Raw genomic sequence first — 20,339 nt, forward strand, 5'->3', positions numbered from 1 at the left:
CGCGAACTACTTGACCAGCGGGAAGAGGATGGTCTCGCGGATCCCCAGGCCGGTGATCGCCATCAGCAGACGGTCGATCCCCATGCCCATCCCCCCGGATGGCGGCATGCCGTGCTCGAGTGCTCGCAGGAACTCCTCGTCGACAGGCATCGCCTCGACGTCACCCCGTGCGGCGAGCTTCGCCTGCTCGACGAAGCGCTCGCGCTGGATCACGGGGTCGACGAGCTCGGAGTATCCGGTCGCCAGCTCGAACCCGCGGATGTACAGGTCCCACTTCTCCACGACGCCGTCGATCGAGCGGTGTTCACGCACGAGAGGGGAGGTGTCGACGGGGAAGTCCATCACGAACGTCGGGCGCACCAGGTCGCCCTTCACGAAGTGCTCCCACAGCTCTTCGACGAGCTTGCCGTGGGTGGCCTGAGGCGGAAGGTCGACACCGGTCTGCTCGGCGAAGGCGATGAGGTCTTCGACGGAGTCCTGCGGGGTGACCGTGCGGCCCGATGCTGCGGAGAGCGACTCGTACATCGAGATGCGGTCCCACTCGCCGCCGAGGTCGTACTCGGTGCCATCGGCCCAGGTCACGGTCGTCGATCCGGCGACCGCGATCGCCGCCTTCTGCACGAGTTCCTGCGTCAACGCGGCCATCTGGTTGTAGTCGCCATAGGCCTGATAGGCCTCGAGCATCGCGAACTCGGGGCTGTGCGTGGAATCCGCACCCTCATTCCGGAAGTTGCGGTTGATCTCGTAGACACGCTCGATGCCCCCGACGACCGCGCGCTTCAGATACAGCTCCGGCGCGATGCGCAGGTACAGCTCCGTGTCGAAGGCGTTCGAGTGGGTGATGAACGGGCGTGCGGATGCCCCTCCGTGCTGCACCTGCAGCATCGGCGTCTCGACCTCGAGGTAGTCGTGGCTGGTGAAGGTGGCACGCAGGCTCGCGTTCACGGCCGCACGCGCACGGACCGTGGTGCGTGCCTGCTCACGGACGATGAGATCGAGGTAGCGGCTGCGCACGCGCCCTTCCTCGCTGAGCTCGGAGTAGGCGTTGGGGAGAGGCAGGACCGCCTTCGACGCGATCTCCCACCCATCGGCCATGATCGACAGCTCTCCGCGACGGCTGGAGATCACTTCTCCGTGCACGAAGACGTGATCACCGAGGTCGACGTACTCCTTCCAGTCCGCCAGCGACTCCTCGCCGACGTTCGCAAGCGAGATCATCGCCTGGATGCGTGCGCCGTCACCGGCCTGCAGCGTCGCGAAGCAGAGCTTGCCGGTGTTCCGGCTGAACACCACACGACCGGCGACGCCGACCACGACGCCGGTCTCATCGCCGGCTTCGAGGTCACCGTACTCGGCGCGCAGCGCGGGGATGGTGTGCGTGATCGGCACGCCCACCGGGAAAGCTCCCCCACCGGCATCCGTCCGCTTCTCGATCAGACGCTCGCGCTTGGCGAGTCGCACGGCCTTCTGTTCGTGGACGTCTTCCTCGGCGGGGAGGTCGTTCGAGGCCGGTTCGGGCGCGGCGGACGCGTCAGTCATGTGCGGGGCTCCTTGAAAGTCGTTCCCAGTTTACCGAGGCGGCGTCTCTTCCCTCGGCACGGGCTGGGTAGCCTCGAAGAATGGCCCACCCACGGATCCTCCGCGCGTTCGCTGCCCTCTCCCTCGCTCTTGCCGGGATCGCCATGCCGGTCACCGCGGAAGCGGCACCTGTCTCCGCGGCGGACGTGGACGACTTCTCGTATGCCTCCTGGGATGCCGACTACGAGGTCGGCCTGGATCAGGAGGGCCGCGCGCTGATGCGGGTGACCGAGACGCTGGTCGCCCGCTTCCCCGAGACCGATCAGAATCGCGGAATCGTCCGGGGACTGCCGACCTCATACCAGGGCGCCAGCACCGAGACGCGGATCATCGCGGTCACGGATGAAGACGGTACTGCCGTCCCCTACGAGACCGACGAGGAAGACGGACTCACCTTCGTGAGCATCGGCACCGACGACTACATGCAGGGCCTCACCACGTACGTGATCGAGTACGAGATGCGCGACGTGGTGCTGGCGACGAGTCCGACCGATGGGTCGTCGACGCCGTCGGTGGACGAATTCTATTGGGACCTGCTCCCCCTCGACAGCACACAGCCCATTGAACGCTTCCGTGCCGACATCACGTTCGACAGCGAGATGTCGGCGGCGCTCACCGGCTCCGCCCGCTGCTATACCGGTGCTTTGGGCTCGAGGGACAAGTGCGACCTTCAGGGCCCGACCACCGACGGTGGGGCCGCGACGTTCCGGGTCGAATCCGCCCAGTTCCCCGCCGGTCACGGGGTGACCGTGGCAATCGGCTTCGACGCGGACACCGTCGCACAGCCCCTCGCGCGGACGCCGGATCCGGTGGGCGACATCGCCCCGCTGATCGCCGCCGTCGGTGCGGTCGGCGTCTCCGTCGGCAGCTGGGTGGCCGTCGCAGGATTCACGCGCCGACGCCGGAGAGCGACCGGGATCGTCATCGCCCAGTACGACGTGCCGGATTCGCTTCCTCCCTTGCTCGCCGGCGCCGTCATCCCCGGCGCGAAAGACATGATCCCCGCCGAGATCGTCCACCTCGCCGTGCGCGGCAGCCTGCGCATCGAAGAGGGCGCGACGGCGGAGGAACCCCGGTTGCGGCGTCTGCGGGCGACGACCGGGTCCGACGAGCTGGACGAGGCCGCGCTCGAGGCGCTCTTCGCCGACGCCGACCCCGACGGTGTCGTCGACGTTCCTGCCGCAGACGAGGCGTTCGCCGCGCGGATGTCCACCCTGGAGCAGAGCGGGAAGGTTGCCGCGGCATCGCGTGGCCTGACCGAGAAGGCCCGCAGTCGCGCGGCCGTCATCCTGCAGTGGTGCGCGATCGGCATCGCAGCGATCGGCCTGGCCCTCGGCATCTGGGCCGCCACGACCGGCCGCCTCTCCGCCATCCCCGGTGTGGTCGTGATCTCCTTCGTCGCGTTCCTCGTTCTGCTGTCGAGCCTGTACGCGTTCTCGAAGCACACCGTTCTCACCCCAGAGGGCGCTCGCACCTACGAGTACCTGCAAGGCGTGCAGGAGTTCATCCGGGTCGCCGAGGCGGATCGCCTGCGCATGCTCCAGTCCTACAGCGGCGCCGAACGTCGATCGGACGGCACCGCCGACGTCATCCACCTGTACGAACGGCTCCTCCCTTACGCGATCCTGTTCGGCATGGAGAACGAATGGGGCGATGTCCTCGAGCATGCCTATGCGCATGAGCATCGCGGAGCGACCTGGATGGGCGACCCCGCGTCCTTCGCCGTCCGGATGCAGCTCGCGGCGTTCATGGCATCGTCGCGCTCCGCCGCGACCTACACGGCACCCTCGACGAGCGCCTCGTCGAGCGCCGGCGGATCGTTCGGCGGCGGGTTCTCCGGGGGCGGAGGCGGCGGCGGGTTCTCCGGCGGGCGCTGACCCCGGGCCCCGGGAGAGACCTCGGCTCAGCGCCTGTCGTACCGCGCGCCCGCGGGATTGGACGGCTGTATCGTCAGCACCAACAGCACGATGTCCCCGACGGACGGAATGAGCCGCAGCAGGACGAACCACCCCGAGAGGTTCGTGTCGTGCAGGCGTCGCACGGCCAGCGCGATTTGCGGCACGAGCGTGGCCAGGGCCCAGACCGCCAGGAGCGTGACCCCGACGTTGAAAGCGGGTCCCAGGGAGAAGACCGCATTTCCGGTGTCGAGTTCGCCGCCCGCGACGCCGATGGCAAAAGTCGAGCCCGCCAGAACCAGATAGACGACGGTTGTGGCGAGTTGCCACCACCAATACTCCGAGCGACTCGCACGACCGGAGAACGTGGCGTACTTGCGAAAGAACCTCGTGATCGCTTGCCCCAAGGAAGCACCGTAGAGCGGATCAGCCACGCTCGCCGTACTCATGAGTCGCCCCTCTCATCGCCCGCCGAAGATCATTGCGGCCAGCGGAGGATCGTGATCGCGCTGCCGAAGGTGTTCCGCGGGATGGTGTCGCCCGTTCCCAGCTGTCCGAACGCGTTGCTCCCCGCCGAGCTGAACGTGCCGTCCTGCCCGAGATACAGAGCATGATCTGCGCCGGCCCCGGTCTGGAGTGCGACCGACCCCGGGGCGAGCGTCACCGGCGTCGGTGAGGGCACAGACCCGCCGGTGGTCCCCAGCCCCAACTGTCCTTGACTGTTGTCTCCCCACGCGAACAGGGCCCCGTCTGCGCGCCACGCGTAGAACGACGAGGAGCCTGCAGCGGGGAAAGAGGCGTCCGCTCCGACGATGCCGGTCGCACCGACGACGACCGACGCCGCCGCAGACGTCGCGGAGAAGAGGGACCCATCCTGACCCCAGGCGAGGACGACGTCGGTGCCCGCCGCGACACCCCCGACCGTGGAGGTGATCCCCGTGAGCGTCACACCCGCAGCAGTCCCGAACCCGCTGCCCCACGCCACCGTGACTGCACCACCGTCGACCGAGGCGATTCCTTGGAAGCGTCCCGCGGCAGCGCCGACGACGACCTGCGTATCCAAGCCCTGTGCCGTCACGCGCGCCGGCGGACTCTGCCCCGTCGCAGGGCGACCGAGACGACCGCTTCCTCCGGTACCCCACGAGTACAGTGCTCCGCTCTGCGTCCACGCCAGGTAGTAATAGCCGCCGCTGGAGACGCCGACGACCGGGTCGCCGAGCGAGTCGAAGAACGCGTTTCGTGAAGGAGTAGGGCTCGTCCCGCTGATAGCCCCGTTCCCCCAGGTGTAGACGCCGCCGTCCGCGGCGAGAGCGATGACGGTATCCAACCCGCCGTCCGCCTTGACGACCTCCACCCCCGGCGGCAACATCACCTTTTCAGGAACAAGACGTGAGCCGCCGACACTCCCGTTTCCCAGTTGGCCTCCGGAGTTCCCGCCCCAGGTGAAGATCTCACCGGCAGCTGTCCACCCCATCGAGTAGTTCTCTCCGGCATCGATACCGACGAAGCTCAGCGGAACGGAATCCACAGCCGCCACGCTCGACTGCACGCGGCCCGCGTCCCCGAACTGAGCGACGGACCCTTGGCTGGCTCCCAACACGGATCCCGCCACCGCGACCACGACGGCGGCGGTGAAGGCGGCGAGGCGGCTGCGTCGTCGGGTCGTCATGCTTCTCGTCCTTGCTCGGTCTTCGGGCTCTCGGCCTTCGTATGCTCTGTCTTCTTGCGCGAATGGGGACGTGTCGGTATCGCTGCCAGCACGACCAGAGCGACGACTGCGCCGAGGAACCAGGGCGACTTCATCACGGCAAGGGCCCCGCCGGCGTGGGGAATCGCGAACGCCACCGTCTGCGTCTCGGCGCCGAGGGCATATGGCGCCGCGTCAGCCGCGGGGTTCGCATCGCCCTTCAGCGTCGCGAGAGTGAGCCCGTCATGAACAGTCAGTTCGACGATGCGGTGGGTCACCAGTTTCCCGTCCCCCGCACGGGGGACACTGATCACGTCACCGATCTGGAGCGCGTCGGTGTCTTGAGGAATCGTGAGCGCCGCGGAGCCCTCCGGGATCGCAGGAGCCATCGAGCCGGAGGAGAAGATGAGGACTCGCGCTCCGATGATGGCGGCGAAGAGCGCGATCACCACCGCTGCGGCCCCGATGATCGCAGCGGTGTTCAAGAACACCCGCCACCCCTTCCCTGACGACGAGGTAGACGTCGAGGCAGGCGTCGATGCGGTGGTGTCGATCATGATCCCCGCCGTTCCCGCCGTCGTCGCATCCCGAAGCGGAGCGCTGCGCCCACCGCCAGGCATGCCAACGCGAGAAGCAACGTCCCGCCGACCGCCACCCCCGTCGGAGGCAGAGCGTCCGGTGGGTTGTCCGGTGGACTCGAGAGAACGCAGACGTCTGCTTCGGTCGCGGTGACGATGTAGTTCGCGACCCCGGACTGACCCTGATACTCGTTTCCGGCGGTGATGGGCAGCTCGGCGACCATCGTCACCGTGACCGTCGCCTGCGCCGGGATCGCCTCCGGGTTGTCCGAGCACCGACCTTCCTCCGACAACGAGAAGCTGACGTCGAGCGGAGTGTCGCCCCCGAACAGATCACCGGACTGCATCAGCTCCGAGGACAGCTCGACAGGCACGTCGTTGCTGTTGGTGAGCGTGAGCGTCCGCACCTGTGGGTCGCCGGGCTTGATGTTCTCGACCGTGACGACGGGCGGAACCCAGACGAGCTCTGAGGGGACCCCGACCATGTCACTCATGACGGACAGCGCTATGCCTGCGTCGCTTCGAACGGGAACACCACCGTGACACCCTGTCCAGCGGCGCCGACCGGAGCGGCCGAATCGAAGGAGACGACGATGTTCAGAGTGGTCCCGTTGGCCGCTCCGCCCGAGGAGATGTCAAGCCCGGTGAACGACGCCGAGGCCAAAGTGCCGTTGAACAGCTCGGTGGACGTGCCGGTATCGGTGATGACGACCGTCAGGTAGTCCTCCAGAGCCGTCGCCGGCGTGCCCTCCGAGTTCGTCAGAATCGGGGCGCCGAGGCTGAGCAGCGCATCGATCGTGCCGGAGTTGTAGACGAGCAGGTCGAGGTCGACGGAGTCGCCCGGCGCGAGGTTGTCGAACCCTGCGCTGAAGTCGACGAGGTAGTTGTCCGGGTTGCCGTCCTGATCGTCGTCGAACTTGAGGTCCAGTGTCCCCGAGGTGAACGTGGTCTCCACGTTGCCTGTGTCGGTGAACGCCGCGAGGGTCGCGCCCACGGCTGCCACGGCGATTATCCCGATTGCTGCCAGCACTTTCGCGCGGGTACTGATCTTCACGTCCATCTTGATCCTCCGATGCACCTAAGACCCGCGTCAGCGAGTCGTAATCTGATCTCCCCGCGGTGCCCGGAAGATATCACCATTCAAGACAGAGGGGGTCGTTTTCACATGATCGACCACAAATCGTGATCATTCCTGTTCGTCGTCGAGCGCGGTCGCCCAGCCGCCGATGCCACGCTACGGTTCGGATTCGACGCTTGAGTGGCGAATAGTCGCGATTCAGTAGTCGCGCCGGCGGGATCAGTGCCGAGCGTCCCACGGGGGTCCCCTGGATGGACACGCAGATCCGCACCGCGACGCACCCAATTTCCGGTCCGCCGCCTCTCACCACCCGGGGATCCGCCGTTCCGCATCGATGACGACTGCTGGAATGAGATCTTTCGTCCCGGCTGGAAGGTCTTCATGTACAAGCGCGAGTTCGCGAACGACGAACGCCACGCAGATCTGCGTGATCGCTCGCGACGGTTGCGGAGGACCGCTCGCCCGTCGAGAGATCGGACGACTCGGCAGGCGAGAGGGTGGTGGGGCGCGATCGGCTATGGAGCGGCGCTCGTCGGCCAGGTGGCGATGATCGTCCTGGGCGTCATCGTGAACTTCGGCGTCGAGAACGGCGTCGCGCAGCTCGACTGGCTCGGCGCATGGGCTCTGGTCGGGACCCTCTATGCCTCTTTGGCACTCCTCGGGCTCGGCCTCTCCGCCCGGCTCCCGGCGGACGCTCGGCCGCATCGCTTCATCGCCAGCAGACTTTCGCGGATCGTGGCGACGTCCACGACGATCCTGGCGAGCATGACCGGCCTCACCGCCGCCCTCCGTGTCCTCGCTCTCAGCCCGGACTGGCTCGTCGGGCTGAGGACGACCATCATCGGCGTGTGGGTGATGGTTCTCGCGTGGGGTTTCCTGCACTGGGGCTTCGCACAGATCTACTTCCAGCGCAGTCTCACGGCCGACGAGCCGCAGTTCGACTTCCCCAGAACCCCACTTCCTCGCATGGTGGACTTCGTGTATTTCTCCTTCACGGTCGGAAGCAGCTTCGCCGCGTCCGATGTCACCGTGCTCTCCAGCCGCACACGGTGGACCGTGGTCTGGCACTCCGTGTCCAGCTTCTTCTTCAACGGCCTGATCATCGTGCTCGCGCTCAACACGATCATGTCCAACGGCTTCCGATAGTCGAGGTCACCGCACGGAGAGGGACGCAACTCACGCACGGGTCGAGGAGTCTGAATACCTCAATCGACGCAACCGACACGGAGAAGCCACACCTGAGCGCGCACGCGAGTCCAGGTCGACGTAGCTTCATGGATCGCACCTGTTGCGCGCCCCCGTTCCCGAGGTGGGTGTTCCGCGCAACACCTCGGGGTGCGCCTTCCCGGGGAACGAACCCCACGCGCTCCCGCGCGTTTCACCATGCAAAGAAAGAACCCCATGCACACCAGTCCTTCACGCCCTCTTTCCCGAGGAGCGCGCTTCGGCCGAACCACAGCCGCCATCATCCTCTCCATTCTGGCCATCGTGGTCGGCGTTGCACTCGCCGTCGTCTTCGCCGTTCTCGGGCTGCACATCAGCCTGGTCGCGGGTCTGATCGCGGGTGCCGTGGCCCTCTTCGGGGCTACCTGGCTGCTGACGGCTCTCGCCCACAAGACGTGGCCGCCCTCGGACACACGACCGCGCCCCGCGCTGGGCCGACGCAAGTCTCCCTATCTGGTCGCAGGCGCCACTCTGGTCGTCGCCTCTGTGACCGCCGGCACCACCGTGCTCGCCCCGGTCGAGGGTACGGAGACGCCCATCGCCGCGCCGGAGCCCAGCTTCTGGGACCTCGAGACCGGGTCCCGCATCGCGTACTGGGAATATGAGGCAGAAGGCGACGAGACGTCGCCGACGCCGATCATCTACGTCCACGGCGGTCCCGGCGGGTTCACCGACGAACAGGACTTCAGCTTCATCCCCCAGCTGGCCGAGACCGGGCACGATGTCTATCTCTACGATCAGCCGGGCGCAGGTCTCTCACCCGACCTCGAACTCGACGAATACACCGAGGAGCGCTGGCTCGCTGACCTCGACGCCATCCGCGAGGAGACGGGGTCGGAGAAAGCAATCCTGATCGGCCAGTCGGCCGGTGGGTACATCGTGGAGGCCTACGCAGCGAACTACCCGGACCACGTCGAGAAGGCGATCCTCACGGCTCCCGGCGGCTACCTCGCATCTGACGAGCTCACGGCAGCGGAGGCCGCCGAAGGGGCAAAGCTCGAGCGTCTCGACCCGGATTTCCACAATCGCAGTGGCGATGTCGCGAAGATGCAGGAAGCGCTGACCCCTCGGATCCTCGTGGCAGTCGCCTTGCAGGGGTTCGGCATGACAAGCGCTTCGGCCAACCTCGTGTCGCAGGACGAGCTCAAGCGGTGGTCGGCGACAGCACTGGATTCGGGCTTCGGACTCAACTTCATGTCGAACATGGAGCTCAACTCCGAGTTCACGGAGCACATGCCGGACACGATCCAGCGTCTCGAAGAGCTGGACATCCCGACGATGATGCTCAAGCCGCAGTTCGACTACGTGAGCTGGACGGCACAGTACGCCTACGTCGAAGCGAACCGTGACATGCAGGTCGTCTACATCGAAGGGGCGGAGCACCGGGCATGGGCCCTGCAGCCGGAGGCGTCGTTCGATGCCATCGCCACCTTCATCGACGGCGGCGTGCAAGAGGTGTACACCGGCTCGGAGTCCCCCGCCATCACGCTCGGCGCCGACTGACGGATCGCCCCCTCGGCCACCGCGATCTTCCGGGATCGCGGTGGCCGACGCGATCACCGACACGCGACGCCCGGTCGGAGCGACTCAGCGAAGGGCCTCCAGGTGGTTGCTCAGGCCCTGTCGCCCTTGCAGATCGAGCTTGCGGAGAAGTCGATGGATATGACTCTCCACCGTCCTGACACTGAGAACGAGTCGAATCGCGATCTCCGGATTCGTCAGGCCCTCGGCCGCCAGCCGACCGACCTCCTTCTCCCTTTCGGTGAGCGCAGTGGCCGTTGCGGCGAATCGAGCGGTGTCTATCTGTCGCCCGGCAAAGTCGGTCCGCAAACGCTCTTCTCGTGCCCGGGCCGCGGCTTCCCACTCCGGATCCGCGGCCTTGGCGAACGCCGCTGCCGCGAGCTTGCACGCGGAGAGAGCGAGACCGGCCAGACCGCGGTCCTCCAGAACATCGACGGAAGCGAGCATCGCCGCAGCGTCTCCGGCCACGCCCGCCGCGACGAAGTCCGCATATGCGGCGAGCGAGCGAGCATCGGGGAGGTCTCGCAGTTTCTGTCGAACGTCAGCCAGGCGTTCGACAGACGGCACCAGCTCGAGCGAGGACAGGAGCTCCGTCACCCCTGCGTATCGTGCATTGCGATTCCACAGATCCGTGCCGGAACTCCACAGGACCTCCCCCGCCCGAGCGAGGTCGCCCTCGAAGGCCAGGAGTTGCGCCCTCGGCCAGGCTCGAGACTGCCCGGGCAAGGGGCCGTCGGGGTATTCCAGCTTCTCTATCTCCGCGGCGAACCGCTCCCCCGCCGAGACCTTGCCTCGTCGGATGTTGATCACCGCACTGATCGACAGCAAGGCGAGCGGGATGCCCGGCGGATAGACGGCCGGATCACCCGCGGAATGCAGGGTCTCCAAGACGTCATCGGCGGCGGTGTAGTCTCCTGCGAGCATGTGCCCCAGGGCGAGGGCTGCACCGAACGTGCGTAACGCATCCACATCGAGATACCCGTGCGCTTCGTCGAAGCCGCGGCCGAGGAAGTCCATCCCCTCCCGATGCCGGCCGGCTCCGAGCAGGGCGAGTCCCATGAGCGCCCGCGAAAGGTGGGAAGCATGTCCGTCGTCGAGCGTCGACACCTCCGCGAAGACCCGCCTCGCATCGTCGAATCGACCGAGGCAGACGAGCACGAGCATCTGCGTCTCCCACAGCGTGATCTTCACAGGGCCGGGCAGATCATCCTCGACCTCGAGCTTCGAGGTGAAGTCCTGGGGAACTTCACGGAGGTTGACGAGCAACCGCACCTGAGCCGCATCGAGGAGACGTCGATACGGCCCCAGGGAGAGATCAGCGGCATCCCGTCGGAGTTGCGCGATCGCCTCGTCGAGTTCCCCCGCCACGTACGCGCGCCACTGTGCTCGCAGGACCACGAACTCGGCCAGACTCGCGCCGTCCCCCAGGCTCGGATCGACGGTGTCGATGATCCCTTCCACCGTGGATCGCACCGTCTCGGTACTCGCGTGCATGAGCGCCGTGGCGTATCGGACCGCTGCAGCCGGTGACGGATTCACCGCCCATTCCGCAGCCGTGACCAGGCGCAACGTCCGCGCACGCTCCTGGAGAAGACGCACGAAGAGAGCATCGTCCACGCTGCTGATGCTGCGCCGCGGCTCGTCAGGCTCCGACTCCTGCTCCCCGAGCCCTGCCCCGAGCTTGTCCTCGACGAGTTCGATGAGGCGAGTCCTTCTCGTCGCCAAGGGCTCATGCCGGAAGTATTCGACGAGGAGGGGAGGAACGACCGTCACGAGTCGTCGTCCTGCGCTCGGGACGATCGCGATCGTCCCCCGTTCCTCGAGCAATTCGAGGATCTCCCACGGCACGAGTTTCCGCACCGTTTCGAGGTCTGCGACGCCGACGACCGCGATGATCTCCAACGCGTCCCGTGTGTGATCTTCGAACCCCTCGAGATGCGCTTCGAGCACTGCACGGAGAGCTCCGCTCCAGAGGTCCCGCGATGCCTCCCACTCCCCGGTACTCCGACGAGACATGCGCTGTTCGCGAATCGAGGCGTCGACCAGGGTGAGGAGAAGTCCGACATTTCCGCCGGACTTCGCGAAGAGGCGGCTCATCGTTCCCGCTTCGACCGGTGCGCCGAGGTGTTCCCTGAGCACCGACTCCATCTCGTCGAACCGGAGGGACTCGATGTCGATCACGTAGGCAGGCTCGAGCGTCGACGCGGGCAAGCCCGTCGGGGTATGGCGTGCACGAAGGCCCTGGAGGCGCGAGATCACGACCGGCACGCCGGCGTCTCGGCGGACGTACTCGACCACTCCCCAGGATGACTCGTCGAGATCATCCCAGTCGTCCACGAGCAGCACCCCTGTTCGCGCACGGAGTCGCTCGGCCAGCGCGCGTGCCGTCTCATTCAGAGTCGCTGGTCGAGCACCCGTCGCGGTACCGAACCCGGCGAGGTGCAGCGCGCCCAAGCTGTGCTGCCGCAACGACGCGATTCCTCGTGCCCTGACGACGGTCCATTCCCGATCCTCGAGGCGGGAGGCCAGGGCACGGAGGAATGTGCTCCGACCGCTCCCCCGCCCGCCCACGATGTCGACGCTGACGCCTGCCATCAGGAGATCCATGGCGGCGGCCAGCGGACGCTCTCGACCGATGACCATGGGCCACCTCCTCTCAGGCGCTCCGATGCCCTCAAGATAGACCTGGTGCCCACCGGGTACAAGCACTCGCTCCAGGACCCGTGCGCGCAACACGGTCAGATCAGCGGAGAAGGATCCGAGGCCTCGCGAAGGGCGCGTTCGACGGTCGACTGCACCAGCGCCGACAGGTATCCGCCGGGGTTCTCCACGCCGATCTCACGCAGCCGTGCGGTCGACTGCCCGATGATCGACCGGGAGAATTCGGTCGCGGTGGCGATCGCGTCGGCGTACGCGGGACGGTCGGCCTCGGCGATCACGACCGGTTCGCAGCCCATCTCCACGGCGAGCGCCTGAGCGATGGGCAGCACAGCGGCGGGCGCGGTCACCGCGGCGAAGCCGGCCTGCAGCTGGCGGAGGTCGATCGACGTCCCGGTGAAGGTGATCGCCGGGTGCACGGCGAGGGGAATCGCACCGCGTGCGGCGGCAGGACTCAGAACCTCGATGCCGAACGCCGGATCCGTGTGCAGCACGAGCTGTCCGACCTGCCAACCGCCCACCTCGGCGATACCCGCGACGAGCGAGGGCAGCTGTTCCGAGGGGACCGCGATGACCACGAGCTCGGCGCGACGCACGACGTCGAGCGGGTCGAGCACCGGCACATCGGGAAGGACCGCAGAGGCACGCTCATCGTCGGAGCCGCTCGTGATCCCGACCACGGCATGCCCGGCCCCACCGAGCGCGGCTCCGATCACGGGACCGACGCGCCCGGCGCCGATGATCCCGACGCCGAGTCGCCCATCCCGCGGCACTGTCACTGCTCCGACCGCGGCTGCGGCGGCGTCGCTGGTGGAGGCGGCGGCGCGGCGGGAGGCGCCGGCGGCGCAGCGGGAGGCCCGGAGTACGGAGGGGGAGGTGCGACCGGAGGCGTCCCTGTGTACGGAGGGGGAGGAGAAACGGGAGGCGGCCCCGTGTAGGCCGGGGGAGCCGGAGGAGTCGGCTCAGATGCGGTGGGCGAATGCTCGCTCCATCGGTGGCTCCTGTCGCGCGACGCGGCCTCAGCGGCGGCGACCACGACACCGTCGAGCAGCGCCAGGGCATCGGCACGCTCGAGTCCGGAGAGGTAACCCGTGATCGGACCGGGAACGGTGTGAACCTGTGCCCCCGACACCCGCTGTGCTCGATCGATCGGCCCCTGGCTGAGGGACACGCCCTGCAGGCGCGCGAGCGGGAACACGGCGAGCTTGCGCCACACGATCCCGCGACGAAGCAGCAGCCCGAAATCGGTCACGAGATAGCCGTGCCGCTTCCACGAGAACGGACGCCGCCACCGCGCTCGACGAGGCATCGTCCGGTAGGCATCGCCCTCCCCCGGACCCACGATGCCGTGCTCCCAGAGTTCCGGGATGTTCGCCGCCGGAACGTCCGGCAGAACCAGCCCGAGGACACGCTCGACGTCGGCCCGCTTGCCGACCGGGAGCACCACGTTGAACTGCTGCCCGCTTCCGGAGGACTGCTGCGCGGCGCTCTTGCCGCTCATCCGGTTGATCCGGATCGTCCACCAGCCGAACGGACGCCACAGCAGGGACTGCGACACCTCGACCGCGAAGATGCGTCCGGGCGGAAGCGTCTCGGTCACCGTGGTGAGCAGACCGTAGGTGATGCGTACGCCGTCGGGCGTGGGGGCGATCGAATAGCGCAACGACTTCGAGATCTGCGCCCAGGTGATACCGACGACCGCGATGACCATCGGCACACCCATGCCGAGGCCCAGGCCGAGCAGCACGATCCCGCCGCCCGTGTCGCCGTCGATGAACATGCCGATCAGCGCGCTGCCGAAAGCGATCGCGAAGATCGCGCCGAAGAACACGAACCAGAGCACGCCCGAGATCAGCTGGGAGCCGACCAGACGGCCCGTCGGGATCTTGACGACGCTCTCGGGGACGACATCGGCGAGGTCCACCCCCGCGAGGAGTCCGTTGACGCCCTCGTTCATCGAGCCGACCAGCTGCGCGCGAGCAGAGGTGGGCGCGTCCGCCGCGGCAGTGGGATCAGGGTTCTGGGCCGCAGCGCGTGCCGCCCTCGCTCCGGAAGCCAGGCGGAGGATGTCCGACCGGACGGACTCCGCGCGAGCCGTTGCGAGATACTCCAGCTCCACGTTCGCGTCGTTGCCCGCGCCGACGACCTCGAGCTTGGCGAGGCCGATGATGCGAGCGGGGAAGGGGCGGGTGAGATTGACGCCCTGCACCCGATCGAGCGGTGCCCGACGGTGCGAGCGGAAGATGATGCCCTTGCGCACTTCGACGTGGTCACCCGTGATGCGGAACTGCTGGAAGCGCCAGACGAACCAGAAGATCAGTATCAGCACGATCGCGAGACCGAGCACGCTGAGCAGCACGACCAGGATCAGGTTGTTCGCGAGTACCCACTCGACGGGGTCGGCCCCGGCGTAGTCACCGTAACGCGCTTCCTCCGGCGCGAACAGTGCCACGGCCCATGCGATGAGGCGATCGCGCATGTTCGCGATCGTGATGCCGGCGACGATGATGAGCACCAGCCCGCCCTTGAAGAGCGGGGTGAGCGGGTGCATGCGGTGCCACTCGCCGTTGGCGAGGCTCGTGGACGGCTCCGAGGCCGTCGCCTGCGCACTCGGAGACGGCGGGAGCTGCGGCTCGCTCACAGGCCGGTCCGGCGGGTCTCGGCAACGTGGATGAGCGTGTCGCGCAGTGCCTCAGCGGCCTCCTGGGTGAGCCCGGGGATCTGCACGCCGGTCGTCGCCGCCGCGGTGACCATCTTCAACTGGGCGATACCGAAAGCGCGATCGAGAGGTCCCTGCGTGATGTCCACCAGCTGCATGCGCCCATAGGGGACCGCGATCATGCGCTGCCAGAGGATTCCCTTGCGGAAGACGATGTCATCGGCACGCAGCATGTATCCGATCGCCCTGGCCTGGCGCGGCAGGATGATGAGAGCGAAAACGGTGATCAGCAGGATCACACCGGCGGGGATCCACACCCACTGCTGGTGCAGCACCAGGTTCAGCACGACGGCCGCGACGGCCACCAGGACGATGAAGATCACGTTCTGCACGATCTGGGACACGACATAGCGGGGCGAGATCTGGTGCCAGGTGCCGTCGAGCTCCAGCCGAGCCTCGTTGCGCGCGGTGCGCAGCTTCGAGTAGGTGCCCTGGTCGAGGGCGGCGAGATCAGTGCCCTCCGCCGGGTTGAGGGGCGTGGTCTCTGGGTTCTGAGTCATCAGGATCCTTCGGCAGGGTGCAGAACTGTTCGGCGACGAGAGCGGCGATCACGAGGATGATCGCACTTCCGATCAGGGCCAGCATGGCCACAGTCGACCCTACCTGCGGAACGACGGGACGGGACAGGAGGAACGCCAGCAGGCCTGCCCCGAAGCCGGCCATGATCGCCCCGAGCAGACTCGAGGCACGGGCGAGCGTCGCCGCACGGAGGGCGCGGAACGGATCGATGCGGATCCCCGACCGCACGCTGCGCCGGACCGGCCAGGCGACCCCCACCGAGGCGGCGGCGATCAGGAGGAGCAGCACGGGCAGCAGCAGCGACGGCGTGAACGTGATGCGCCCCGACGCGGTGAGGATGTGATCGAGCAGGAATCCGGCGCCGCCGGCGAGCAGCGCGAGGACGACGAGGACGCCGAGGGACGTGCGCCTCATCCCTCGCCCCGTGCTCGAAGCCCGGCGACGAGGTCCGACACCTTTCCCTTGCCGAGCAGCTCGGCCTCGGGGTCGACATCGAGCCACGGATCGAGGACGAACAGCCGCTCGCCCGCCCGGGGGTGCGGCAGCTGCAGGCGGGGGTCGTCCGACACGAGGTCGCCGTACGCGATCAGGTCGAGATCGAGGGTGCGGTCGCCCCACCGTTCTCGGCGCTCCCTGCCGTTCTCGTCCTCGATGGCGTGGAGCATCCCGAGAAGGATCTCGGGCGCGAGCCGCGTGGTGACCAAAGCGACCGCGTTGACGTAGCCGGGCGCTTCGGGATCCGGACCGTCCAGGCGGAGCGCGACGGTCTCGAACAAGCGAGAGAGCCGGACGTCGCTCACCAACGGCAGCCGGGCGATCCGCTCGGCCGCCGCACGGATGGTCCCGTGACGGTCCCCGAGGTTCGCGCCGAGCGCGACGACCGCCACGGTTTCGGGACGGCCGGCGCGGCGGTCCGGCAGCTCGAGCGGGTTCGCGAGGTTGCGGCTCATATCGTGATGTCTTCCATCGCCTCGGGCGCGCGGCTGCGGTGCACCGTGACGGCCACATCGGCGAAGCTGAGCGGAATCGGGGCGTGCGGCTTGTGCACGGTGACGGTGACGTTCTGCACGCGCACGTCTTCCAGCGCCACGGCGGCGATCCGTTCGGCGAGCGTCTCGATCAGGTTCACCGGTTCGCCCCCCACCACCGCTGCCACCTTCTCGGCCAGTTCTCCGTAGTGCACGGTGTCGGCCACGTCATCCGAGGCCGCCGCCTGGTCCAGCGACATCCGCAGACGCAGATCGATCGAGAACTCCTGCCCGTCCTCCCGCTCGTGCGCATAGACGCCGTGGCGGCCGAAGACGGTCAGGCCGGTGAGGACGATCTCATCGAGGAAATCCATGCCTCTAGCGTACGGGGGACGCCCTCCGGCGGCTGAGCGGACGTTCAGCCCGTCCAGGCATGCGTTATCGCGAGCGCATCGCGGGTGGCGGCCACATCGTGGACCCGCACGGCCCACGCTCCGGCCTGCGCGGCGAGGGCGCTCGTGACAGCCGTCGCGAGATCACGGCGCGACTCCGACACCTCGTCGTCGGTGCCGGTCTCCTGGCGCAGTGTCTCCGCCAGGAAACGCTTGCGCGACGTGCCGATCAAGACCCGGGGCCCGAGCGCGACGATCTCCTCGAGTCCGCGCAGCACGTCCCAGTTCTGCGCCCCGGTCTTCGCGAAGCCGATACCCGGATCGACGATCACGCGCGACGGGGCGATCCCGGCCACGGCCGCCTCCCCCATGCGCTCGTGGAGTTCGCCGGCGACCTCGCGGGCGACACGGCGGTACTCGGCGTTCGCGTACATGTCCGCGGAGAAGCCGCGCCAGTGGCCGATGACGAAGTCCGCGCCCGACTCGGCGACGGCCGCACGCATCTCCGGGTCGGCGAGCCCGCCGGAGACGTCGTTCACGATGCGGGCGCCCACACGCACGGCCGCGGCAGCGGTGGCCGCACTGAGCGTATCGATGCTCACGGGCACACCGGCAGCGGCGAGTCGCTCGATCACGGGGATGACGCGCTGCTGCTCGACGTGCTCGCCGACCCGCTCCGCACCCGGCCTGGTGGATTCACCGCCGACGTCCAGCACGGTCGCTCCCTCGGCACGCAGTCGCAAACCGTGCGCGACCGCATGATCGACATCGAGGTAGCGCCCGCCGTCGCTGAAGGAGTCGGGCGTGACGTTGACGATGCCCCAGATGCCCGTCATCAGCGTGCTGCTCCGGACCCTGCCGCCCCGATCAACGTGATGAGCTCGGTCCGGGCGACAGCGTCCGTGTACTCGCCCCGGGCGGCGATCGTGAGCGTGGACGTCTCGGTCTGCCGACCGCCCCGCATCGTCACACAGCCGTGGGCGGCGTCGAGCACCACCAGCACGCCGCGGGTGTCGAGGTGTTCGGCGATCGTGTCCGCTATCTGCTCTCCGAGTCGCTCCTGCACTTGAGGGCGTGCGGCGAGGATCTCGACCACGCGAACGAGCGCCCCGAGCCCCACGACCTGCTCCCCCGGAAGATACGCGATGTGGGCGTGCCCGGCGAACGGCAGCAGGTGATGCTCGCAGACCGAGCGGAAGCGGATGTCGCGCAGCAGCACAGCGCCGGAGGGCAGGGTGTCGGGCGCCGGGCCGCGGGAGACGCTGATCGTGCGGGCGAGCGGCTCCGCCGGATCCTCCCCCACCCCGGAGAAGAACTCGGAGTACAACTCCCCCATCCGCGACGGGGTCTGCTTCAATCCCGGTCGATCCGGATCCTCACCGATCGCCTCGAGAAGCTCGCGGGTGAGCCGCTCGACACGCTGTCTGTCGACGGTCACGTCACGCCGTCGCGGGCCGCGGGTGCCCGGCTCCCGCCGAACCCTGCTGCGTGCGCGGGGCACCGGCCGGGGCTTCGACGGATGCCGCGAGCGAGACGTCCTTCTTCGGTACTTCGATCGGAGGACGCTCGGACACCGGACGGCCTTCGCTCGAGAGCCACAACGGGCGCTCCGGGAGCTTCTTGATCTCGGTGAAGATCTCGGCGATCTGGTTGTGGTCGAGGGTCTCCTCCTCGAGCAGGGCCAGAGCGAGCTTGTCGAGGATGTCGCGGTTCGCGCTGAGAACCTCGTAGGCCTCGTTGTGCGCCTGTTCGATGAGCGCGCGGACCTGGGTGTCGACCCGCTCGGCGATCGTCTCGGAGTACTCACGTCCTCGACCCATGTCGCGCCCGGCGAACGGCTCGCCGCCCTCGGTGCCCAGCTTGACCGGACCGAGTTCGGTCGTCATGCCGTATTCGATGACCATCTTGCGAGCGATCGAGGTCGCCTTCTCGATGTCGTTCGAGGCACCGGTGGTCGGATCGTGGAAGACGAGCTCCTCGGCGACGCGGCCGCCCATGGCGTAGGTCAGCTGGTCCTGGAGCTCGTTACGGGTGACGGAGTACTTGTCGTCGAGCGGCAGCACCATCGTGTAGCCGAGAGCCTTGCCGCGGGGCAGGATCGTGATCTTGGTCACCGGATCGGTGTAGTTCATCGCGGCGGCGGCGAGTGCGTGTCCGCCCTCGTGATACGCGGTGATGAGCTTCTCCTTGTCGCGCATCACCCGGGTGCGGCGCTGCGGACCGGCGATCACACGATCGATGGCCTCGTCGAGGGCGCGGTTGTCGACCAGCTGCGCGTTCGAGCGCGCGGTCAGCAGCGCCGCCTCATTGAGCACGTTGGCGAGGTCGGCACCCGTGAAACCGGGGGTCTTGCGTGCGACGACCTCGAGGTCGACGTTCTTGGAGAGCGGCTTGCCCTTGCTGTGCACCTCGAGGATCTTCTGACGTCCCTTGAGGTCGGGGGCGTCCACGCCGATCTGGCGGTCGAAGCGACCGGGGCGCAGCAGCGCGGGGTCGAGGATGTCCGGACGGTTGGTCGCCGCGATCACGATGACGTTCGCGTTCGGGTCGAAGCCGTCCATCTCGACCAGCATCTGGTTGAGGGTCTGCTCGCGCTCATCGTTTCCGCCGCCCATACCGGCGCCGCGGTGACGGCCGACGGCATCGATCTCGTCGATGAAGATGATCGCCGGGGCGTTCTCCTTGGCCTGGCCGAAGAGGTCGCGCACACGCGAGGCTCCGACGCCGACGAACATCTCGACGAAGTCCGATCCGGAGATCGAATAGAAGGGGGCTCCTGCTTCCCCGGCCACCGCGCGGGCGAGCAGCGTCTTGCCCGTTCCTGGGGGGCCGTACAGCAGGACGCCCTTCGGGATGCGGGCACCGATCGCCTGGAACTTGGCGGGATCCTGCAGGAACTCCTTGATCTCGTGGAGTTCCTCGATGGCCTCGTCGGCACCGGCGACATCGGCGAAGGTGACGGTCGGGGTCTCCTTGCTCACCAGCTTGGCCTTGGACTTGCCGAACTGCATGACCTTGCCGCCACCGCCCTGCATCGACGACAGGAGCCACCAGAACAGGAGGCCCAGCAGCACCAGCGGGAGAAGGAGGGAGAGGAAGCCGTCGAACCAGGTCGCCCGCGGCACGGCGTCGTTGAAGCCGTCCTTGGGAGCGGCCTCGTTGATCGCCGAGACGACCTCGTCGGCGCGTGCGTCGACGTAGTAGAACTGCACGTTCTCGGAGCCCTCGAACGGCTTGGAGAGTGTCATGTCCACGCGCTGATCGCCGTCGGTGGTGACTACCTCGGTGACCGTGGTGCCGGAGAGGAGCTTGAGCCCCTCCTGCGTCGTGATCTGCTTGGGCGCACCCAGATTCGAGATCAGCAGGAATCCGCCGAAGAGCAGCACGCCGATCAGCGCGACGTAGATCAGCGGATTCCGGGTGAGCTTCTTCACATCCATGATCGGATCAGCGTATCGCGCGCGCCCTAGGGGGTCGCTGTGCGTTCACCCACGGCGTACCCCGGCAGCACACCCGTCGTCG

Annotated in this window: 19 protein-coding genes; 3 read left to right on the top strand and 16 right to left on the bottom strand. The window is 67.7% G+C overall.

Annotated features, from left to right (window positions below; genetic code table 11):
* Positions 1 to 6: 6 nt before the first annotated feature.
* Positions 7 to 1,539, bottom strand: coding sequence for a lysine--tRNA ligase (gene lysS, locus E0W80_RS12525; protein WP_131492930.1), 1,533 nt, complete (start codon positions 1,537 to 1,539; stop codon positions 7 to 9).
* Between the two features lie 80 nt (positions 1,540 to 1,619).
* Between lysS and E0W80_RS12530 the strand changes: the two genes are divergently transcribed.
* On the top strand, positions 1,620 to 3,455 hold the full coding sequence (locus E0W80_RS12530) for a DUF2207 domain-containing protein (protein WP_131492932.1): 1,836 nt from the start codon (positions 1,620 to 1,622) through the stop codon (positions 3,453 to 3,455).
* 26 nt (positions 3,456 to 3,481) lie between these two features.
* On the opposite strand, the gene E0W80_RS12535 is transcribed toward E0W80_RS12530, so the two are convergent.
* Genes E0W80_RS12535 through E0W80_RS12555 form a run of 5 tightly spaced genes read right to left on the bottom strand, consistent with a single transcriptional unit; the run spans position 3,482 to position 6,798 of the window.
* A complete protein-coding gene (locus E0W80_RS12535) occupies positions 3,482 to 3,922 on the bottom strand; it encodes a DUF805 domain-containing protein (protein WP_131492934.1) in 441 nt (146 codons plus the stop codon).
* A 29-nt stretch (positions 3,923 to 3,951) separates the two neighbouring features.
* Complete coding sequence (locus tag E0W80_RS12540) at positions 3,952 to 5,142, bottom strand: hypothetical protein (RefSeq protein WP_131492935.1); 1,191 nt, start codon at positions 5,140 to 5,142, stop codon at positions 3,952 to 3,954.
* Positions 5,139 to 5,717: a signal peptidase I gene (locus E0W80_RS12545; RefSeq protein ID WP_165875450.1), complete on the bottom strand. Its 579-nt coding sequence runs from the start codon at positions 5,715 to 5,717 to the stop codon at positions 5,139 to 5,141. Before E0W80_RS12545 ends, E0W80_RS12540 begins: the two co-directional genes overlap by 4 nt.
* The gene (locus E0W80_RS12550; RefSeq protein ID WP_131492937.1) at positions 5,714 to 6,232 is read right to left on the bottom strand and encodes a hypothetical protein; all 519 of its coding nucleotides are present in this window, start codon (positions 6,230 to 6,232) and stop codon (positions 5,714 to 5,716) included. The genes E0W80_RS12545 and E0W80_RS12550 overlap by 4 nt, the downstream gene beginning before the upstream one ends.
* Positions 6,233 to 6,243: 11 nt before the next feature.
* Positions 6,244 to 6,798, bottom strand: a complete 555-nt coding sequence (locus E0W80_RS12555; RefSeq protein ID WP_131492938.1) for a TasA family protein — start codon at positions 6,796 to 6,798, stop codon at positions 6,244 to 6,246.
* A 399-nt stretch (positions 6,799 to 7,197) separates the two neighbouring features.
* Here E0W80_RS12555 and E0W80_RS12560 point away from each other — a divergent pair, with 399 nt between their 5' ends.
* Together E0W80_RS12560 and E0W80_RS12565 are read left to right on the top strand one after the other, a co-directional pair.
* A complete protein-coding gene (locus tag E0W80_RS12560; protein WP_131492940.1) occupies positions 7,198 to 7,962 on the top strand; it encodes a DUF1345 domain-containing protein in 765 nt (254 codons plus the stop codon).
* A 342-nt stretch (positions 7,963 to 8,304) separates the two neighbouring features.
* The gene (locus E0W80_RS12565; RefSeq protein WP_165875451.1) at positions 8,305 to 9,543 is read left to right on the top strand and encodes an alpha/beta hydrolase; all 1,239 of its coding nucleotides are present in this window, start codon (positions 8,305 to 8,307) and stop codon (positions 9,541 to 9,543) included.
* 84 nt (positions 9,544 to 9,627) lie between these two features.
* On the opposite strand, the gene E0W80_RS12570 is transcribed toward E0W80_RS12565, so the two are convergent.
* The 10 genes from E0W80_RS12570 to ftsH all read right to left on the bottom strand — a co-directional run bounded on the left by E0W80_RS12570 (position 9,628) and on the right by ftsH (position 20,257).
* On the bottom strand, positions 9,628 to 12,204 hold the full coding sequence (locus E0W80_RS12570; RefSeq protein ID WP_131492942.1) for a LuxR C-terminal-related transcriptional regulator: 2,577 nt from the start codon (positions 12,202 to 12,204) through the stop codon (positions 9,628 to 9,630).
* 95 nt (positions 12,205 to 12,299) lie between these two features.
* Positions 12,300 to 12,992, bottom strand: coding sequence for a DUF2520 domain-containing protein (locus E0W80_RS12575; RefSeq protein ID WP_131493016.1), 693 nt, complete (start codon positions 12,990 to 12,992; stop codon positions 12,300 to 12,302).
* 2 nt (positions 12,993 to 12,994) lie between these two features.
* Positions 12,995 to 14,860, bottom strand: coding sequence for a PH domain-containing protein (locus E0W80_RS12580; RefSeq protein WP_131492943.1), 1,866 nt, complete (start codon positions 14,858 to 14,860; stop codon positions 12,995 to 12,997).
* Entirely contained in the window at positions 14,857 to 15,438 is a 582-nt protein-coding gene (locus tag E0W80_RS12585) for a PH domain-containing protein (RefSeq protein ID WP_047521280.1), read from the bottom strand. Before E0W80_RS12585 ends, E0W80_RS12580 begins: the two co-directional genes overlap by 4 nt.
* Positions 15,389 to 15,871, bottom strand: a complete 483-nt coding sequence (locus E0W80_RS12590) for a DUF3180 domain-containing protein (RefSeq protein WP_131492944.1) — start codon at positions 15,869 to 15,871, stop codon at positions 15,389 to 15,391. The genes E0W80_RS12585 and E0W80_RS12590 overlap by 50 nt, the downstream gene beginning before the upstream one ends.
* Positions 15,868 to 16,407: a 2-amino-4-hydroxy-6-hydroxymethyldihydropteridine diphosphokinase gene (folK, locus tag E0W80_RS12595; protein ID WP_131492946.1), complete on the bottom strand. Its 540-nt coding sequence runs from the start codon at positions 16,405 to 16,407 to the stop codon at positions 15,868 to 15,870. Before folK ends, E0W80_RS12590 begins: the two co-directional genes overlap by 4 nt.
* Positions 16,404 to 16,799: a dihydroneopterin aldolase gene (folB, locus tag E0W80_RS12600; protein ID WP_131492947.1), complete on the bottom strand. Its 396-nt coding sequence runs from the start codon at positions 16,797 to 16,799 to the stop codon at positions 16,404 to 16,406. The genes folK and folB overlap by 4 nt, the downstream gene beginning before the upstream one ends.
* 44 nt (positions 16,800 to 16,843) lie before the next feature.
* Entirely contained in the window at positions 16,844 to 17,653 is an 810-nt protein-coding gene (gene folP, locus E0W80_RS12605) for a dihydropteroate synthase (protein WP_131492948.1), read from the bottom strand.
* A complete protein-coding gene (gene folE, locus E0W80_RS12610) occupies positions 17,653 to 18,255 on the bottom strand; it encodes a GTP cyclohydrolase I (RefSeq protein ID WP_047521289.1) in 603 nt (200 codons plus the stop codon). The genes folP and folE overlap by 1 nt, the downstream gene beginning before the upstream one ends.
* Before the next feature lies 1 nt (position 18,256).
* Positions 18,257 to 20,257, bottom strand: a complete 2,001-nt coding sequence (gene ftsH, locus E0W80_RS12615) for an ATP-dependent zinc metalloprotease FtsH (RefSeq protein ID WP_047521291.1) — start codon at positions 20,255 to 20,257, stop codon at positions 18,257 to 18,259.
* Positions 20,258 to 20,339: the final 82 nt, after the last annotated feature.

The organism is Microbacterium sp. PI-1, assembly GCF_004337555.1.
Lineage (GTDB): Bacteria > Actinomycetota > Actinomycetes > Actinomycetales > Microbacteriaceae > Microbacterium > Microbacterium aurugineum.

Coding starts and splice junctions, on each gene's coding strand:
- folK (WP_131492946.1), bottom strand. CDS start 16,407: ATGAGCCGCAACCTCGCGAACCCGCTCGAGCTGCCGGACCGCCGCGCC.
- E0W80_RS12550 (WP_131492937.1), bottom strand. CDS start 6,232: ATGAGTGACATGGTCGGGGTCCCCTCAGAGCTCGTCTGGGTTCCGCCC.
- E0W80_RS12570 (WP_131492942.1), bottom strand. CDS start 12,204: ATGGTCATCGGTCGAGAGCGTCCGCTGGCCGCCGCCATGGATCTCCTG.
- folP (WP_131492948.1), bottom strand. CDS start 17,653: ATGACGGGCATCTGGGGCATCGTCAACGTCACGCCCGACTCCTTCAGC.
- lysS (WP_131492930.1), bottom strand. CDS start 1,539: ATGACTGACGCGTCCGCCGCGCCCGAACCGGCCTCGAACGACCTCCCC.
- E0W80_RS12540 (WP_131492935.1), bottom strand. CDS start 5,142: ATGACGACCCGACGACGCAGCCGCCTCGCCGCCTTCACCGCCGCCGTC.
- E0W80_RS12585 (WP_047521280.1), bottom strand. CDS start 15,438: ATGACTCAGAACCCAGAGACCACGCCCCTCAACCCGGCGGAGGGCACT.
- folB (WP_131492947.1), bottom strand. CDS start 16,799: ATGGATTTCCTCGATGAGATCGTCCTCACCGGCCTGACCGTCTTCGGC.
- E0W80_RS12560 (WP_131492940.1), top strand. CDS start 7,198: ATGTACAAGCGCGAGTTCGCGAACGACGAACGCCACGCAGATCTGCGT.
- E0W80_RS12530 (WP_131492932.1), top strand. CDS start 1,620: ATGGCCCACCCACGGATCCTCCGCGCGTTCGCTGCCCTCTCCCTCGCT.
- E0W80_RS12555 (WP_131492938.1), bottom strand. CDS start 6,798: ATGGACGTGAAGATCAGTACCCGCGCGAAAGTGCTGGCAGCAATCGGG.
- E0W80_RS12590 (WP_131492944.1), bottom strand. CDS start 15,871: ATGAGGCGCACGTCCCTCGGCGTCCTCGTCGTCCTCGCGCTGCTCGCC.
- E0W80_RS12535 (WP_131492934.1), bottom strand. CDS start 3,922: ATGAGTACGGCGAGCGTGGCTGATCCGCTCTACGGTGCTTCCTTGGGG.
- ftsH (WP_047521291.1), bottom strand. CDS start 20,257: ATGGATGTGAAGAAGCTCACCCGGAATCCGCTGATCTACGTCGCGCTG.
- E0W80_RS12545 (WP_165875450.1), bottom strand. CDS start 5,717: ATGATCGACACCACCGCATCGACGCCTGCCTCGACGTCTACCTCGTCG.